Source organism: Vibrio salilacus (genome assembly GCF_002811245.1).
In the GTDB taxonomy this organism is placed as follows: domain Bacteria; phylum Pseudomonadota; class Gammaproteobacteria; order Enterobacterales; family Vibrionaceae; genus Vibrio; species Vibrio salilacus.
Genome location: NZ_NIVQ01000003.1, coordinates 221753 through 239586, shown reverse-complemented (window position 1 = coordinate 239586; position 17834 = coordinate 221753). Strand labels below are relative to the sequence as shown.

At 46.0% G+C, this 17834-nt stretch carries 15 protein-coding genes and 1 tRNA gene; 7 read left to right on the top strand and 9 right to left on the bottom strand.

Going from position 1 to position 17834, the window contains the following annotated elements; translation table 11 throughout:
- Nucleotides 1–78: 78 nt before the first annotated feature.
- Nucleotides 79–163: transfer RNA gene (locus tag CDZ87_RS03695), tRNA-Tyr, on the top strand.
- Nucleotides 164–268: 105 nt separating this feature from the next.
- On the opposite strand, the gene treC is transcribed toward CDZ87_RS03695, so the two are convergent.
- The 5 genes from treC to gmhB all read right to left on the bottom strand — a co-directional run bounded on the left by treC (nt 269) and on the right by gmhB (nt 5613).
- Nucleotides 269–1951, bottom strand: coding sequence for an alpha,alpha-phosphotrehalase (gene treC, locus CDZ87_RS03690; RefSeq protein ID WP_100752221.1), 1683 nt, complete (start codon nt 1949–1951; stop codon nt 269–271).
- 79 nt (nt 1952–2030) lie between these two features.
- Nucleotides 2031–3455: a PTS trehalose transporter subunit IIBC gene (gene treB / locus CDZ87_RS03685; RefSeq protein ID WP_100752228.1), complete on the bottom strand. Its 1425-nt coding sequence runs from the start codon at nt 3453–3455 to the stop codon at nt 2031–2033.
- Between the two features lie 199 nt (nt 3456–3654).
- Nucleotides 3655–4602 carry a trehalose operon repressor TreR gene (gene treR, locus CDZ87_RS03680; protein WP_100752220.1) on the bottom strand — a complete coding sequence of 316 codons (948 nt, stop codon included), beginning with the start codon at nt 4600–4602 and terminating at the stop codon, nt 3655–3657.
- 66 nt (nt 4603–4668) lie between these two features.
- Nucleotides 4669–5013, bottom strand: coding sequence for an MliC family protein (locus tag CDZ87_RS03675; RefSeq protein WP_100752219.1), 345 nt, complete (start codon nt 5011–5013; stop codon nt 4669–4671).
- Nucleotides 5014–5061: 48 nt separating this feature from the next.
- On the bottom strand, nt 5062–5613 hold the full coding sequence (gene gmhB, locus CDZ87_RS03670) for a D-glycero-beta-D-manno-heptose 1,7-bisphosphate 7-phosphatase (protein ID WP_100752218.1): 552 nt from the start codon (nt 5611–5613) through the stop codon (nt 5062–5064).
- 264 nt (nt 5614–5877) lie between these two features.
- Here gmhB and metN point away from each other — a divergent pair, with 264 nt between their 5' ends.
- From metN to CDZ87_RS03655, 3 genes are read left to right on the top strand one after another with little or no spacing between them, the layout of a single operon-like run.
- Nucleotides 5878–6912 carry a methionine ABC transporter ATP-binding protein MetN gene (metN, locus tag CDZ87_RS03665; RefSeq protein WP_100752217.1) on the top strand — a complete coding sequence of 345 codons (1035 nt, stop codon included), beginning with the start codon at nt 5878–5880 and terminating at the stop codon, nt 6910–6912.
- Nucleotides 6902–7579 (top strand): methionine ABC transporter permease, encoded by a 678-nt coding sequence (locus CDZ87_RS03660; RefSeq protein ID WP_100752216.1) that lies wholly within the window; start codon nt 6902–6904, stop codon nt 7577–7579. The genes metN and CDZ87_RS03660 overlap by 11 nt, the downstream gene beginning before the upstream one ends.
- A gap of 48 nt (nt 7580–7627) precedes the next feature.
- Nucleotides 7628–8437, top strand: a complete 810-nt coding sequence (locus tag CDZ87_RS03655; RefSeq protein WP_100752215.1) for a MetQ/NlpA family lipoprotein — start codon at nt 7628–7630, stop codon at nt 8435–8437.
- Between the two features lie 195 nt (nt 8438–8632).
- On the opposite strand, the gene CDZ87_RS03650 is transcribed toward CDZ87_RS03655, so the two are convergent.
- Both CDZ87_RS03650 and ykgO read right to left on the bottom strand, forming a co-directional pair.
- Nucleotides 8633–10219 (bottom strand): AbgT family transporter, encoded by a 1587-nt coding sequence (locus tag CDZ87_RS03650; protein WP_100752214.1) that lies wholly within the window; start codon nt 10217–10219, stop codon nt 8633–8635.
- Nucleotides 10220–10595: 376 nt separating this feature from the next.
- Entirely contained in the window at nt 10596–10721 is a 126-nt protein-coding gene (gene ykgO, locus CDZ87_RS03645) for a type B 50S ribosomal protein L36 (RefSeq protein WP_100752213.1), read from the bottom strand.
- A gap of 209 nt (nt 10722–10930) precedes the next feature.
- Here ykgO and tsaA point away from each other — a divergent pair, with 209 nt between their 5' ends.
- Both tsaA and CDZ87_RS03635 read left to right on the top strand, forming a co-directional pair.
- A complete protein-coding gene (gene tsaA, locus CDZ87_RS03640) occupies nt 10931–11626 on the top strand; it encodes a tRNA (N6-threonylcarbamoyladenosine(37)-N6)-methyltransferase TrmO (RefSeq protein ID WP_100752227.1) in 696 nt (231 codons plus the stop codon).
- Nucleotides 11627–11719: 93 nt separating this feature from the next.
- A complete protein-coding gene (locus CDZ87_RS03635) occupies nt 11720–13435 on the top strand; it encodes a proline--tRNA ligase (RefSeq protein ID WP_100752212.1) in 1716 nt (571 codons plus the stop codon).
- 98 nt (nt 13436–13533) lie between these two features.
- Here CDZ87_RS03635 and CDZ87_RS03630 read toward each other — a convergent pair whose 3' ends face one another.
- Nucleotides 13534–14379 (bottom strand): class II glutamine amidotransferase, encoded by an 846-nt coding sequence (locus tag CDZ87_RS03630; RefSeq protein WP_100752211.1) that lies wholly within the window; start codon nt 14377–14379, stop codon nt 13534–13536.
- Between the two features lie 73 nt (nt 14380–14452).
- Nucleotides 14453–15031 carry a D-sedoheptulose 7-phosphate isomerase gene (lpcA, locus tag CDZ87_RS03625; protein WP_100752210.1) on the bottom strand — a complete coding sequence of 193 codons (579 nt, stop codon included), beginning with the start codon at nt 15029–15031 and terminating at the stop codon, nt 14453–14455.
- A gap of 305 nt (nt 15032–15336) precedes the next feature.
- On the opposite strand from lpcA, the gene fadE reads away from it, so the two are divergent.
- Complete coding sequence (fadE, locus tag CDZ87_RS03620; protein ID WP_100752209.1) at nt 15337–17790, top strand: acyl-CoA dehydrogenase FadE; 2454 nt, start codon at nt 15337–15339, stop codon at nt 17788–17790.
- The last annotated feature ends 44 nt before the right edge of the window (nt 17791–17834 follow it).

Genomic DNA, 17834 nt, shown 5'->3' with positions numbered 1-17834 from the left:
AAATTGTGAGAAACCCTTGATTAACGTGTTGGGAAAACATTAATTAAGCTTATTCTGTTAGGAATAAGAACACACCCTGGAGGGGTTCCCGAGTGGCCAAAGGGATCAGACTGTAAATCTGCTGGCACTGCCTTCGATGGTTCGAATCCGTCCCCCTCCACCACCTTTAAAAAAGCCAGCTCATTGAGCTGGCTTTTTTGCGTATGAATTTTATCATCGCCATAAAAAAGCCCCGCAGAACGGGGCAGTAAGCAAACAACATTGGGGGTTAGTTTTGCAAAACAATAATCCGCGTTTCGTAAGGACGTAACACCTGATGCCGACTTACTTGTTGCGGTAAATCCTGATAGTTGCCCAATACGTAACTCGCCTGACTAGCCTCAAAATCACTCGGCAGAACGCATTCTGTTTCTTGAGCATAATAGTTATTCAAACAGATCAAGGTTTGCTGTTGTGAACGGCGTTGATAGCCAAACACCGCGTCGTGATCTGGGTAGAGATCGAGGTAATCCCCGGTTGTAATTACCTCAATTTGCTTACGCAATTGAATCAGTTGTTGATAGAAATAAAACACCGAATCGTAATTTTGTTCAGCTTGTTCTGCATTGATCTCTTGATAGTTATCAGCAATATCTAACCAAGGTTGCGCCTTAGAAAAACCCGCATAACGCTCGCGGTTCCACTGCATCGGTGTGCGAGAGTTATCTCGTGACTTTTGCGCCAAGATGGCCATCATCTCATCATGTTTAACACCTTGCTGGTGGACCATGATGTCGTACATATTGGTACTTTCGACATCACGATACTGCTCAATGGAAGTATAGCCAGGGTTGGTCATAGCGAACTCTTCACCCTGGTAAATATACGGCGTACCTTGCATCATGTGTATGGAAGCTGCGAGCATTTTCGCTGACTCAACACGATACTGTTTGTCATTACCTAAACGACTAACGATGCGCGGCTGATCGTGATTACACCAAAATAGTGCGCCCCAACCTTTGCCATTTAATCCCGTTTGCCAATGGTTAAATATCTGCTTCAATTGCAAGAAATCAAATGGCGCTTTGGTCCATTTTTCACCGTTCGGATAATCCACTTTTAAATGATGGAAGTTAAACACCATCGACAGCTCTTTGCCATCCAAGCTTGAATATTGCTGGCAATGTTCAAGCGTTGTTGAGGACATTTCCCCCACAGTGACACTGTCGTATTGTTGGAAAACCGCTTGGCTGATCTCTTGTAAGAATTCATGCACGCGCGGGCCATCAGTATAAAAACGGCGGCCATCACCTTGGTGATCATCACTGAAATCCTGTGCTTTTGAGATTAAATTGATCACATCGAGACGAAAGCCATCCACCCCTTTTTCAGCCCAGAAACGAATCACTTGCTTCACTTCTTCACGAACTTGAGGATTTTCCCAATTTAGATCCGCCTGCTCTTTGGCAAATAGGTGCAGATAATATTGCCCTGTTGCGTCATCTAACGCCCATGCACTGCCACCAAACTTAGATAACCAGTTATTCGGCGCTTCTCCTTCAACCGGATCACGCCAAATATAGTAATCACGATACGGGCTGTTCTTATCACCCAGCGCCGATTGGAACCACTGATGTTCCGTCGAGGTGTGATTAACCACAATATCCATGATCAGGCGGATACCACGCTGATGCGCTTCCTCGAGCAATTGGTCGAAGTCGGCCATGGTACCAAAATCTGGATTAATCGCATAATAGTCTGAAATATCATAACCATTGTCGATCATCGGTGATTGATAAACTGGGGTAAGCCAGATGGCATCAATACCAAGACGTTGTAAATAATCCAACTTAGAAATAATGCCCTGGATGTCTCCCGTGCCTTTGTCGCCACTGTCACAAAAACTCTTGGGGTAGATTTGATAAATCGAGGCGGTTTTCCACCAATTAGGATCCTGAGTGATTGTTGTCATTACTAAACCTACTTACCGAAAAATAGTGATTAAAAAGGAGCGACAAACGTCGCTCCTGAAAATGTGTTTAATGGAACGATTAATTGCTGACGAGATCAAGTTCATCTTTGATTTGCGCACGTTTGTAGAAGAACAGCGTCAGTGTCGCTGGGACAGCAATAGCGACCAGCATCGCAATCGCAAAGATGCCCCAGTATTGCGGCTGGATAGATAAGATACCCGGCAAGCCACCGACACCGATACCATTGGCCATCACACCAGCACTACCACAAATCGCAGCCGCTATCGCACTACCGATCATCGCGCTCAGCATAGGGAATTTGTACTTCAAGTTAATACCGTACATCGCAGGTTCTGTTACACCTAAGTAGGCTGAAATGGCGGCTGGAACAGAGATATCACGCTCACCGTGTTTCTTACTAATGATAATGATGCCGACAACCGCTGATGCTTGAGCAATATTTGATAGTGCAATCAAAGGCCAGATTGGCGTACCACCTAAATCTTGCATTAACTGTAGATCAACCGCATTCGTCGTGTGGTGGATGCCCGTAATGACGAGTGGCGCATAAAGGAAACCAAAGACCATTGAACCGATTACTGCGAAGTCACCTGTCATGGCCGCTTTTGCTGCGAAAGCAACGCCGTCACCTAGAACGCGACCAAACGGGCCAATAATTGAGTGCGCAAGAACCACGGACAAAATGATAGAAACAAACGGCACGACCACTAAATAAAGGTAAGAAGGAACAATACGTTTAAGGTTCGTTTCAATAAACGCCAAGGCGATACCCGCTAACATGGCTGGAATCACTTGAGCTTGATAGCCCACTTTTTCAATCACAAAGAGGCCAAAATCCCAGACTTCAGGGACTTGCTTACCGATTAAATAAGCGTTCATCAATTGAGGGGAAACTAAAGTCACACCAAGCGTAATACCCAGAATCGGAGTTCCGCCAAGCTTTTTCACCGTCGACCAACACACACCGACCGGAAGGAAGAAGAAGATGGCTTCACCGATCAGCCACAAGAAGCTATGCACTGTCGCCCAAAACTGGCTGATTTCCGTTAACGACTGCCCATCAAACATCTTGATGTCGCCAATGACATTACGAAAACCTAGAATTAAACCACCAGTAATGATGGCAGGTAGCAGAGGGACAAAGATTTCAGCAAGATGGGAAATCCCACGCTCAAGCACGTTCATGTTTTGACGCGCCGCTTGTTTTGACTCGTCTTTAGACGCTTCACTTTTCCCTGATAGATCAATTAATACCTTGTACACGTCATCAACTTCAGTCCCTATTACAACCTGAAATTGCCCCGCGTTGGTGAAACAACCTTTTACCAACGGCAAAGCTTCTAGCGCTGCAACGTCCGCTTTATCGGTATCATTCAAGACAAAACGAAGCCTTGTTAAACAGTGACTTACACTGGCTATATTGTCGCGACCGCCGACAAATTCAATCAGACGCTCCACCTCTTGTTTCGCAATCTTACTCATATCCATGTCCCCCTAATTGGATTCTCATTCTCGTGTTTTTCACACTGACTTTTGCTGTTGTTATTATTTTTATTATTAATGGGAACATTCCCATTTATGGTTATTATAGTGTCAGATTTACCTAAAGATAAAAATGGGAACAGTCCCATTAATTGAATGTGATCACAGTATAATTTTAAATCATTCTAAAAATAATGACTTAGAACTCAACTGGCTGTTGAGTAATGTGCGTAGCCCCTGGCTCACCATTGATATGTGAAATAAGAAGGTTAGCTGAACGTTCACCGGCTTGAGAGTAGCCAGGATCAATGCTGTAAATATTGGGAAAGAGAAAAGAGAGCAACTCATTACCACCGACGCCAGTGACAGCAACATCTTCACGCTCGAGTTCTTGCAGACGTTTAATCACACCAAGCGCTAACGTATCACTGGCACAAACTATCGCCTGAGTTTGGTCAGTTAACACTTGATCCACTAACTGGTAGCCACTTTCGCGGTTTAAGTGTCCGGTTTGATAACAGGGTGTCATTTGCTGTTGCTGACACCAGTCTAAATAAGCGTTAAGGCGCAGCAAACCGGTGGTTTTATCGCTCGGGTCAACACCGATAAAGGCGATGTTGTCGATGCTCTGCGTCTTGAGGTGTTCCAATGCACACACGATGACACCACGATTATCGTAGTTAATTGATGACACGACATCGGTATCCATTGCAATGACCACCGACCGCCCTTGCCAGCTTGCGAGTGTCGTGACATCGAGATCGTTAAAACCGAAAATGATCACACCATCAACGTTGCGTCTTTTCAATACGTCAAGGTGCTCATTGGTTTTCCTGCGATCAAACTGACTTTCCATAATCACCACATCGTAACTGGCGGCGTATAAGGTTGCCAGCATGCTGCTGACCGCTTTGTTTTCTGAAGGGGAATCAAGACGAGAGATAATCACCCCCACCACTTTCTGGCTGCCGCCCCGCATCGCTTGAGCTGACTTAGAGGGCACATAACCAGACTCTCGGATCACTTGCTCAACTTTCGCCCGTGTTTCAGGTTTGACTTTAGGATCATTGGTCAACACTCGGGAAACGGTTGACTTACCGACCCCAGATAACTTGGCAATATCAAGAATGGTTAGTTTCTTACTCATAACTCTCTGATTCTATTATCGAACACTCGCGGCTAACGCGGCCGCACCGCCGCAATAGTAAAGTAATTATTGCGTAAGGCAATCACTGTAAACCATTTGGCCAATCTCCAAACGGGCTTGATTGCCTTTAGCATGCAGCGTGATCGGATTCGGCGCTTGATGGGTCATGCCATCAAGCGTGTACTTAACCCCAGACCCTGAAGGAACTTGAATTAAGCGATAATCACCATCAACTAGCCTGAGCAACGCAGCTGGCGTATTGGGCATATAGGCAACTTGAAAGGAGTACTGTGACTCACAGTGATAACGGGTAAAGTCACCCTGAAATGTGCTTTCTCTCACAACGCGCTCGCTCACGCAGCCAACGATCAATGCAGCTAACACTGTGCTTATTAATAAACGTATAGTCATGATAACCTCCAGACAAAATAAAAGCCGCCCAGAGCGACTTTTGATTGATTATTTGGTTAGATAAGCAGGGACATCTTTAATGCTGTCTAGCACCACCGAGGCTATAGCCTGGCCTTTTTCGGTGATCGGCTTACCCGTTCGCACTAAAATTTTGCAGCCGACACCCGCCGCTTCAGCAGCCATCAAATCTTCGGCTTTATCACCAACCATGACCGAGTTAGCCATGTCGATATGCAAAAAGTCACGCGCAGAAATAAACATACCAGGCTTAGGTTTACGACAATCGCACGCTTGCTTATATTTACCTAAACCCTGCTCTGGATGGTGCGGGCAATAGTAGATGCCATCAAATTCAACGCCGTTGTCGACAAAGTTCCAATCCATCCACTGAGTCAGCGAGAGAAAACGGTCTTCACTGAATTTACCCCGTGCAATACCAGATTGGTTGGTCACTAGAACAAGTTGATAGCCCATCTGTTTCAGCTGCTTAGCCGCTTCAAATACCCCTTCGATGAATTCAAACTCGTGCTCGTCATGCACGTAGCCGTGATCGACGTTGATTACGCCATCGCGGTCTAGAAAGACTGCTGGTTTCGCCAAAATATGTTTCTCATTTTGCTTGCTTTAGTATCCAGATTATACCTGAGTCCCCTTTTTATGCCATCTCGATGGATTGTACTAATGCCTCTTATGTCATTCTCCACTAACTCATTCCGATTGGTTTTAGCGAAAGATACGTTTAGACGTCTAGACGTAAAAATATCTATTGACACTCAACACTCAAACCCATAGCATTCTCTGGTAAATGAGATGTAGTTCAAAATAATCGTCTACTGCTCATCCAAACTGATAACGGGTTTCTCAATGATTGAAATTAATCAAGTAAATAAGGTTTTCTATCAAGGCAGTAAGGAAATACATGCCTTGAAAGCGATCAACCTAAATGTCCCTCAGGGAACAATCTTTGGTGTTATTGGCTCATCTGGAGCAGGGAAAAGTACTTTAATTCGATGTGTTAACATGCTGGAAGCTCCAAGCTCAGGCTCAATCGTTGTTGATGGGGTTGACCTAACCAAGCTGAGCAAACCACAGCTATGCGAAGCACGTCGTAACATCGGCATGATCTTTCAGCATTTTAATTTGCTCTCTTCACGTACCGTGTTCGAAAACACTGCGCTACCTCTAGAATTAGCAGGAAAAGATCAGGCGCACATCAAAAACAAGGTCACGGGCCTGTTAAAGTTAGTCGGTCTGGCCGATAAGCATGAAAGCTACCCGGCCAATTTGAGTGGCGGCCAAAAGCAGCGTGTGGCGATTGCCCGTGCTCTGGCATCCGACCCGAAAGTATTGCTATGTGATGAAGCCACCAGCGCGCTTGATCCTGCAACCACCCAATCAATATTGGATCTGCTTAAAGAGATCAACCGTAAACTCAACATCACCATACTATTGATCACTCATGAAATGGATGTGGTCAAAAGCATCTGTCATCAAGTTGCGATCATTGGCGATGGTGAGTTGGTTGAGAAAGGCACCGTCGGCGAAATTTTTGCCCACCCCAAAACGGAACTGGCGCATCAGTTTATCCGCTCAACGTTAGACTTGTCGATTCCAGAAGATTATCAAGCACGTTTGCAACCAACACGTGTCGAGAATAGTTACCCATTAGTGCGTTTAGAGTTTACCGGAGCAACCGTTGATGCACCATTGATGAGCCAAATTGTCCGTAAATTCAACATCGATGTTTCGATTTTGAGTTCAGATCTTGACTACGCTGGCGGCGTTAAATTCGGCATGATGGTCGCGGAGCTATTTGGTAATGAACAAGATGACAATGCAGCGATAGCGTTCCTGCGTGACCATAACGTAAAAGTAGAGGTACTGGGTTATGTCCTTTAACGAAATTTCACAGTGGCTGAACTTAAACAGCAAACTTCTGCTGGGCGCAACTTGGGAAACACTCTACATGGTCGCCGTAGCGGGTATTGTTGGCTTTGCTGTCGGTATCCCTCTTGGCGTGATCTTGCATACCAGTAAAAAAGGCGGATTGCTTGAGAACACCAAACTCAATCGCATCTTGGGCGCTATCGTCAATATCGGTCGTTCGGTTCCTTTTTTAGTGTTAATGGTAGCGATTATTCCTGTGACCAAGCTGTTGGTCGGTACTTTTATTGGTACGACAGCTGCGATTGTGCCACTGACGATTGGCGCAATTCCATTTGTTGCCCGTCTGATTGAAGGCGCACTATTAGAAGTACCAACTGGTTTGGTTGAAGCCGCGCAATCGATGGGAGCTACACCAATGCAGATCATCTCTAAGGTACTACTTCCAGAGGCAATGCCAACCATCGTTAACTCGGTAACCATTACGCTAGTGACCTTAGTCAGCTACTCTGCCATGGCCGGTACTGTCGGTGGTGGTGGCCTAGGTGACGTTGCAATTCGTTATGGTTTCCATCGCTATGATGTGGTGATCATGGCCGTGACGGTAGTGATGCTCATTGTGCTGGTACAAATTATTCAATCTATTGGTGATGCGATTGTCCGTCGTGTCGACCACCGTTAATCAATAAGTTCTACCATACTTCACAGATTTATTCATAAGGAGATAGTGATGAAATTCAATCTTAAAGGTCTTTTGACTATTGCAGCAGTAGCGTCTGCACTAATTCTAACTGGTTGTGGCGAAAAGCAAGCTGATACTAGCAAAATCAAAGTTGGCGTAATGGCTGGCGCAGAAGCTCAGGTTGCGGAAGTCGCAGCAAAAGTAGCGAAAGAAAAGTATGGCTTGGATGTCGAGCTAGTCACTTTCACTGACTACGTCACACCAAACGCCGCACTTGATGATGGCTCAATCGACATCAACGCATTCCAACACAAGCCATACCTAGATCAGCAAGTGATTGACCGTGATTACAAACTGACTATCGCAGGCAACACTTTTGTTTACCCTATCGCGGGTTATTCAAAGCAAGTAACATCGGTTGATGAGATCCAAGATGGCGCGCGTATTGCGGTTCCTAACGATCCAACGAACCTAGGTCGTTCACTGATATTGCTTGAGCAGCAAGGTCTGTTGAAACTACGTGAAGACGTTGGACTACTTGCGACGGTACGTGATATTGCACAAAACCCTAAGAACATCACCATTGTTGAACTTGACGCCGCTCAGCTTCCACGCTCACTCGACGACGTTGCGCTGTCTGTGATCAACACCACTTACGCCAGCTCTATCAACTTAACGCCACAAAAAGACGGTATTTTCGTTGAAGATAAACAGTCGCCATACGTAAACCTGATTGTTGCGCGTGAAGACAATGTTCAAGCTGAAAATGTACAGAACTTCGTTAAAGCTTACCAAACTGACGAAGTATATGCTGCGGCATCTGACATCTTCCAAGGTGGGGTTGTTAAAGGCTGGTAATCCCAACCTTTGACCTTTTTCTTTCAGGCTGACGTTTTCGTCAGCCTTTTTTATTGCTCGCCGGCTACTGACACCATTTAATCTCACCATTTTAGGACTCTGCCAATCAGGGGAGTCAAACAGATAGCCGCCATTCAATCACAATAAAAAACCGGAGAAAAGACTCCGGCTTGATTAAGCAAAGTAACAGACTGACTAAGGGGTGTAGTAAGTAGCCGCACCAGGACCAACTGGCAGACCAAACACAAATACCCATAGATAGAACAACACACTCCAACCGACGAGGAAGCACAGCGAGTAAGGTAGCATGGTCGCGATTAATGTACCGATCCCTAGGTTCTTCATGTAGCGTGTGGCAACCGCGAGTATCAGACCAAAGTAGCTCATCATCGGCGTGATAATATTGGTCGTTGAATCACCAATTCGGTAAGCCGCCTGAATCGTTTCTGGCGCGTAGCCCACCAGCATCAACATCGGTACGAAAATAGGCGCAGTTACCGCCCACTGAGCCGATGCAGAGCCGATCATCAAGTTGATGAAGCCACACATCAGGATGAAGGCGAAGAACAACATCGGCCCGGTTAAGCCAATGCTTTGCAGAAAGTCAGCGCCAGCAACGGCAAAGACTTGACCAAAGTTGGTCCACTTAAAGAAAGCAACGAATTGCGCCGCAAAGAACACCAATACGATGTACATACCCATTGACGACATAGACTTAGCCATAGCATCAATAACATCGCGGTCTGTCTTCATCGTGCCGACCACTTTGCCGTAGACAAAACCAGGAATCGCAAAGAAGACGAAAATGAACGCCACGATACTCTTAAGGAATGGAGAGCCTGCAACCGTACCTGCGTCAGAACGTAAAATACCGTCAGCAGGAACAATCGTCCACGCCAGTAGCGCAGAAACAACCACGATCGCAATGCCCGCCAGTTTTAGACCTTTTTTCTCAACTCCAGACAGTTTGCCCATCTTATCTTGAGACAGATCTTCCGCCGAATCGTCATCGTTGTACTTGCCAAGCTTTGGCTCAACAATTTTCTCTGTGACGAACGCGCCCATCCCTGCAATAAAGAAGGTTGATACAAACATGAAGTACCAGTTAACTTCAGGGCCAACCGTGTAAGACGGATCAATCATCTGCGCTGCCGTTTCAGTAATACCTGATAGAAGCGGATCAACAGTACCGATCAGTAGATTTGCAGAGTAACCGCCAGATACGCCAGCAAACGCGGCGGCGAGACCTGCAAGTGGATGACGACCTAAAGAGTGAAATAGCATCGCTGCCAGTGGGATAAGAACCACGTAGCCAAGCTCTGATGCCGTATTAGAAATGATACCTGCAAAAACGACGGTCACCGTAACCATGCGCTTAGATGCGCCCATCACCATGCCACGCATGGCCGCCGACAATAGACCTGAGTGTTCTGCAATCGCAACACCAAGCATCGCGACCAGCACGGTACCTAATGGCGCAAAACCAACAAAGTTTTTCACCAAGTTAGTCACGATCAACGCTAAACCGTCTGCATTCAGTAAACTAACGACATGAATCATGCCATCGGCAGCACGGCCTTTGGCACCTTCTGGGCGAGGATCCATCACCGAGACTTCAAAGTAACCGGCAATTCCGGAAAGCACCAGAATAGCAAGACAGAAGATGGCAAAAAGAGTAATTGGGTGAGGTAGAAGATTACCCAAATATTCAACAGTGTCCAAAAAGCGCGTGAACCATGGCTTTTGGGGAGTATTTTGTTTCATTGAAGCAGATGAACTCATCTGTTCCCTCCTTGTAGTTTTCCCTGAGCAAATGTGAAACAAATGTTCCAAGTGCGGGCGGAAGGTTACTGGACAAAACACTCAATTAGAAATCTAAAATGTCACAAACTGTGTGACAAATCATATTTTTTAACGTTAATTGTACATTTCATTAGCAATTAATACTAACTTAAACTCAATTATCAGAATTATAAGTCATACAAAACCATTAATTCTACTTATATCGCACTCGGTAAGTTGTTGAACCATAATAACGAGACAACACCTATTTACTTGGCAAACAATTGATTTAACCTACCACGCTTATCGAGTAAAACAGCATCACGTTTGCTCCTATAGCAAAGATAATTAACAATTATATTACAGCTCAAGTAGGTTATTTTTGAACCGCCTTAAACCTTGGGTTCGTTTTGCAAATTACGTATAAACGGCCTTTTCTTTTGACGATCTGACAATCTGGATGGCGACGCTTAGCACTTTTTAGCGACTTAACGACTTTCATAACCTTTCCTCTTGATTCTTTTATCCAACCGATTCACCGTCATTGTGCTCTTAAAGCCCAATGACTGTCTCTATGCGATGACTGAGTATTGATGTCACTGCGGGAAATAATGTTATGTTATAACATATCATTTGGCAATGATTATCAAAGAGAAACGTAAGTGCTTTTGTGATATTTTCTCCATCACCATTTTGAATAAAGTAGTCACCATGTACTCAATCGAGCCTATCGGCATTATTGAAAGTCCATATAAAGAGAAATTCGCAGTTCCTCGCCAACCGAAATTGGTTACTGCGGCGACCTCAAGAGTACGCTTACTAGGATCTGCAAACTGTCTTGAGTCTGTGCGAGGAATCGAGCAGTTTAGCCATATCTGGCTACTGTTTATGTTTGACCAAAATTTGCAAGCAGGATGGAAACCAACGGTGCGCCCTCCGCGTCTTGGGGGTAACGAACGTGTTGGTGTATTTGCTTCCCGTGCAACATTTAGGCCCAATGGCATCGGTATGTCTGCCATTCCATTGCACGGAGTTACTCAGCAAGCAGAGCAAATCTATCTCGATTTAGGCAACGTTGACCTTGTCGATGGTACGCCGATTATTGATATCAAACCGTATATTCCCTACAGCGATAACATCAGCAATGCCTGTGGCGGTTATGCCGAACAAGAGCCCGAGACGCTAGCGGTTGAGTTTTCAACTCAAGCCAAAATGACACTGGCAAAACGGCGCGATCAAGCAATGGAAACTCAAGTCATCGCCCAAGTACTGGCGCAAGACCCACGTCCTGCCTATAAGAAAGGTAAGCCAGATGATAAGCAATACGCGGTAAATTTGTTCGATTTGAACATAAGATTCAGCGTAAGCGATAACTTAGTAATGGTTACTGCAATTGAACGCTTTTGACAAAGCCAATAGGCTGATATTATAAACGGCTTAACTTTATTCCCCTTTCAATAAGGGAATGTCTGTCAAACATTAATAAACGGATACCATAGAATGCGTACCAGTAAATATCTTCTTTCTACTTTGAAGGAGACTCCAAACGACGCAGAAGTAGTGAGCCACCAGCTCATGCTACGTGCAGGTATGATCCGTAAGCTGGCTTCAGGTCTCTATACTTGGCTGCCTACCGGTCTACGTGTGCTGCGTAAAGTCGAAAACATCGTTCGTCAAGAAATCAATAATGCCGATGCTGTTGAAACCTTGATGCCCGTTGTACAACCGTTTGAACTATGGGAAGAGACAGGCCGCAGTGAAAAGATGGGCCCTGAGCTACTTCGCTTTACTGACCGCCATATGCGTCCGTTTGTTCTTAGCCCGACAGCTGAAGAAGTGATCACTAGCCTAGTGCGTAATGAAGTCAGTTCATACAAACAGTTGCCACTAAACCTGTACCAAATTCAGACTAAGTTCCGTGATGAACGCCGCCCACGTTTTGGCGTAATGCGTTCGCGTGAATTCTCGATGATGGATGCCTACAGCTTCGACATTGATAAAGCAGGTCTGCAAAAATCTTACGACGCAATGCACGATGCCTACTGCCGAGCATTTGATCGCATGGGTCTAGATTACCGTCCTGTACTGGCCGACAGTGGTGCGATTGGTGGTAGTGGCTCGCAAGAGTTCCACGTGCTTGCAGAAAGCGGTGAAGACTTGATTGCCTTCTCAACAGAGTCGGATTATGCCGCGAACCTTGAAAAAGCAGAAGCGCTAGCGCCTGCTGGCGAACGTGCACAGCCAACTCAAGCAATGACGCTGGTTGATACGCCAAATGCGAAAACCATCGCAGAACTTGTCGAACAGTTCGATCTACCTATCGAGAAAACTGTTAAGACACTGTTTGTTAAAGCCTCTGACGAGATTGAAGCACCAATTATCGCGCTTATTATTCGTGGCGATCATGAACTCAACGAAGTCAAAGCTGAAAACTTAAAACAAGTTGCAGCGCCACTTGAGATGGCTTCAGAGCAAGAAATTCGTGAGCTGATCGGTGCGGGTCCTGGCTCTCTTGGTCCTGTAGGTCTTAAACTGCCGTTTATCGTTGATCGCACCGTGGCAGCAATGAGTGACTTTGGCGCTGGTGCCAATATCGACGACAAACACTACTTCGGTATTAACTGGGGCCGTGATGTTGAACTGAGCCAAATTGAAGACTTACGTAACGTAGTCGAAGGTGATCTTAGCCCATGTGGTCAAGGTACAATTCAACTTAAACGAGGTATCGAAGTCGGTCACATTTTCCAGCTAGGTAACGCTTACTCTGAGAAAATGAACTGTGGCGTACTTGGGCCTGACGGTAAGAACGCCATTCTTGAGATGGGGTGTTACGGTATTGGTATTACCCGTGTGGTTGCCGCGGCTATCGAGCAGAACCACGACAAACACGGCATCATCTGGCCTGACGCACTGGCACCATTCCAAGTTGCGATTGTACCGATGAACATGCACAAGTCAGAAGAAGTACAGCAAGCCGCAAGCAAGCTGTACGATGAACTGACGGCCATGGGTATTGAGGTCCTATTTGATGATCGTAAAGAACGCCCTGGTGTGATGTTCTCTGATATGGAACTGCTGGGTGTACCACACACTGTCATTATCGGCGACCGTAGCATGAAAGAAGGCAACTTCGAGTACAAGAACCGTCGCAATGGCGAGAAATCTGCCGTAGCAATGACGGATATTGTTGAGCATATTAAAGCTCAGCTTGCTTAATTAATTAGGTACGCCAATAAACAAAAAAGGCTGATGTACAAACATCGGCCTTTTTTGTGGGTAACGGTCAGGTAGATACGATCGATACTGAAGCGGTTCTACTCGAGCGGCTGAGTCGGAGCCTGACTGGTCACCTTCTTCGGCGCAAAAGCAACCTCGGTCAGTTCGTCAGCATTGCCATCAACAATCTCACCAAAGTGGAATATCCCGAACTCACCGGGCTTCATTCGGTGCCACGCTTCATTGTCGGTCAGTGGTTGCGTGGCAATTACCGACACGATGTCATTGGGTGTTGTCTCTTCCTGGAAATTAATCTCTACGTCTTCGTCAATCAACGACGCTTTGCCAAACGGTGCACGACGCGTGATCCAATATAGGTGATTGGTGCAAAAGGTCATCACATATTGACCATCAGAAAGAAGCATATTAAACACTCCTTTCTGCTTGAGAATGTCACAACATTGAGCAATAAAACGAAACACACCGAGCATGTCTTGCGGCGGCTCTGGGTAACGATCTTCCATCTGTTTCAATAACCAGCAAAATGCCAATTCACTGTCCGTTTGTCCAACCGGTCGATGACGCCCTGTCACTAAATCAGCATAGTCGCTAAGCTGGCCATTATGAGCGAAAGTCCAATAACGTCCCCATAACTCACGGGTAAATGGATGAGTATTTTCTAGATTGACCGCCCCACGATTGGCTTGCCGAATGTGGCTGAGCACTGCGCGGCTTTTGATCGGATAGTTTTGCACCAACTCAGCAATTTTAGAGTCACAACTCGGTTTTGGATCTTTAAAATTACGAAAGCCTTTGCCTTCATAAAAAGTAATACCCCAACCGTCTCGGTGTGGTCCGGTATTCCCCCCTCGTTGCATCAACCCAGTAAAACTAAAACAGATATCCGTTGGTACATTGGCACTCATTCCGAGCAATTCACACATGGTTTACGACTCTCCTATGCAAACCACAGTATCGACATCGTTGCCGATACTGTTTAAACCAATATTGTCGTGCTTATTTTTCCATCTCTTTTTCAATTAACTGAATGATGATATGGATGATCTTAATGTGGATCTCTTGAATACGGTCGGCATAACCAAAGTGCGGTACACGGATTTCGATATCCGCAAGACCTGCCATTTTGCCACCATCTTTACCGGTTAAAGCAATGGTCTTCATGCCTTTTGCTTGCGCCGCTTCAATCGCTTTTAGAATATTACCCGAGTTACCTGACGTCGAAAGGCCAAATAACACATCGCCTTTCGAGCCAACCGCTTCAACATAACGCGAGAATACGTACTCGTAACCAAAGTCGTTGCTCACACAAGACAGGTGACTTGGATCAGAGATAGCAATACCAGGTAAGCCAGGTCGATTTTCACGATAACGTCCAGTTAACTCTTCAGCAAAATGCATCGAATCACAGTGAGAACCACCGTTACCACAAGAAAGTACTTTGCCGCCTTGCTTGAACGAATTGGCAAGCATTTTTGCCGCCGCTTCGATCTGAGCGATATTGTGGTCATCACTCAAAAACTGATTCAATACATCCGCCGCTTCCGTCAATTCACTTTTAATTAAATCCTGGTACATAGGTTTATCTCTAATCGTTGTCATAGATAGTTCTGCAATAAATACAGAAAGCGTTACTAACAGAGTTTACCCAAACATTTGTCACTGTCGATAGTGAGTTGAGAACAATTCCACTTTTGTCGTCACTCTTCGCTCATAAAACTGGCACCAGTTGGCATTTTTAGACTAACCACTCTACTTAGATCACTTTTTAAGCAATTATCCGTTTTACATTTCATTAATATTTTGATTACACTTAACTGGTTAGACCTCTTACTACTCATCGACGTAGAACAAACTAATAATCGTCGTAAAAGGAAACATATATGGACATCTTGCTCTCTATACTTGGCTTTATCGTGGTGCTCGCCACCTGCCTCTACCACCGTAGCTCACTATTGACTTCCATTGCTGCACTGACCATCACTATGGTGGTGCTTTCAGTGTTTGGCGGTGTCGGTTCACTAAGCTGGTTACTCTATATCGCCGCCATTGCTGTTTTAGCCGTGCCATCAATAAGACAATCTCTGATCAGTAAAAAAGCGCTATTGTTGTTCAAAAAAGTGCTGCCAGCGATGTCAAAAACCGAGAAAGAAGCACTCGACGCCGGCACAGTTTGGTGGGAAGCGGAACTATTCAAAGGCAAACCTGACTGGAAAAAACTCCATCAGATTCAAGATCCTAAGTTAAGCGCTGAAGAACAAGCGTTTCTCGATGGTCCAGTTAACCAAGTGTGTGCCATGGTTAATGACTATCAAGTAACCCATGAATTGGCCGATTTACCCCCCCATGTTTGGCAATACCTAAAAGATAACAAGTTTTTTGCCATGATCATCAAGAAGAAATATGGCGGCTTGGAATTTTCTGCTTACGCACAATCGTTAGTCTTACAAAAACTGACCGGCGTATCGGGTGTCCTGTCATCAACCGTTGGCGTACCGAACTCTCTTGGCCCTGGTGAACTATTACAGCACTACGGAACCACTGATCAAAAAGATTACTACTTACCTCGCCTCGCTCAAGGCAAAGACATTCCATGTTTCGCTCTCACTAGCCCAGAAGCAGGCTCAGATGCGGGATCAATCCCCGATTTCGGTGTGGTGTGTAAGGGCGAATGGCAAGGCAAAGAAGTGCTTGGTATGCGCCTGACCTGGAATAAACGCTACATTACGCTGGCACCTGTCGCGACAGTACTTGGTCTGGCGTTCAAGCTGCGTGACCCAGATGGCCTATTAGGTGACATTACTGACCTTGGCATTACTTGTGCATTGATTCCAACGGACCTTGAAGGGGTCGAGATTGGCAACCGTCACTTCCCGCTTAACGTGCCGTTCCAAAATGGCCCAACGCGTGCCGAAGACCTTTTTGTACCACTTGATTTCATCATTGGCGGACCTAAGATGGCAGGTCAAGGCTGGCGTATGTTGGTTGAGTGTCTGTCGGTAGGTCGTGGCATTACCTTGCCATCCAACTCAACGGGCGGCATTAAAACGGCCGCGTTGGCGACTGGCGCTTATGCCCGAATCCGTCGTCAATTTAAACAACCGATTGGCCACATGGAAGGCGTTGAAGAGCCGTTAGCGCGCTTAGGTGGTAACGCCTATGTGATGGATGCCGCCAGTGCACTCACAGTTGCGGGTATCGATTTAGGTGAAAAGCCATCGGTGATCTCGGCCATCGTTAAGTACCACTGTACTCACCGCGGTCAACAAAGCATCATCGATGCGATGGATATCGTCGGCGGTAAAGGGATCTGTTTAGGCCCATCAAACTTCCTTGCGCGAGGTTATCAAGGCGCGCCTATTGCTGTCACTGTTGAAGGGGCAAATATCCTCACCCGCTCGATGATCATCTTTGGCCAAGGTGCGATTCGTTGTCATCCTTATGTGCTTGACGAGATGAACGCCGCTTATTCGCAAAGTTCTGACGCTTTAGATAAATTCGATGCCGCGCTTGTCGGTCACGTGAGCTTTACGCTAAGTAATCTAGTCCGTAGTTTGTGGTTAGGTATTACCGATGGCCGCTTATCTGCCGCGCCAACCAATGATGCCACTAAGCGCTACTATCAACAGTTAAACCGCTACAGTGCGAACATTGCGTTCTTGTCGGATATCGCAATGGCGGTCTTAGGTGGCTCGCTGAAACGCAAAGAGCGCTTGTCTGCCCGCTTAGGCGATATACTAAGTCAGCTATACCTCAGCTCAGCAACGCTTAAGCGCTTTGAGTCAGAAGGTCGTCAGCAAGAAGATTTACCATTGGTACACTGGGGTCTTCAAGACAGCTTGCAACAAGCTGAGCATGCCATTGATGAGTTCTTAGCTAACTTCCCCAACAAACTGCTGGGCAAGGCTCTGCGTCTGGTGATCATGCCGTTTGGTCGCATACGCACGGCACCGAGTGACAAACTAGATAGCAAAGTCGCTCAAATCCTGCAAACACCAAGTGAGACACGTTCACGCATCGGCCGCAATCAATACCTTGAAGCCAGTGAATTCAATCCTGCGGGTAAAATCGAGCACGCGCTTGGGGTTATTTTGCAAGCGGAACCACTGTTCGATAAGGTATGTAAAGAAACTGGCCAACGACGTCCATTCTTGCGCTTGGATGAAGTCGCAGAACTGGGGCTAGAGAAAGGTATTTTAGATAAAGCGCAAGCCGAATTGCTTAAGCAAGCAGAACAGCAGCGTCTGTATGTGATTAATGTTGATGACTTTAGCCCTGAGGACCTCGCCGCAAAGCCAATGCCGGTGCATGCACCAAACATGGTTGAAGTCGCGTAAGCTGGAATAAAACAATTAGGGCTGCGATTGCAGCCCTTTTTTAT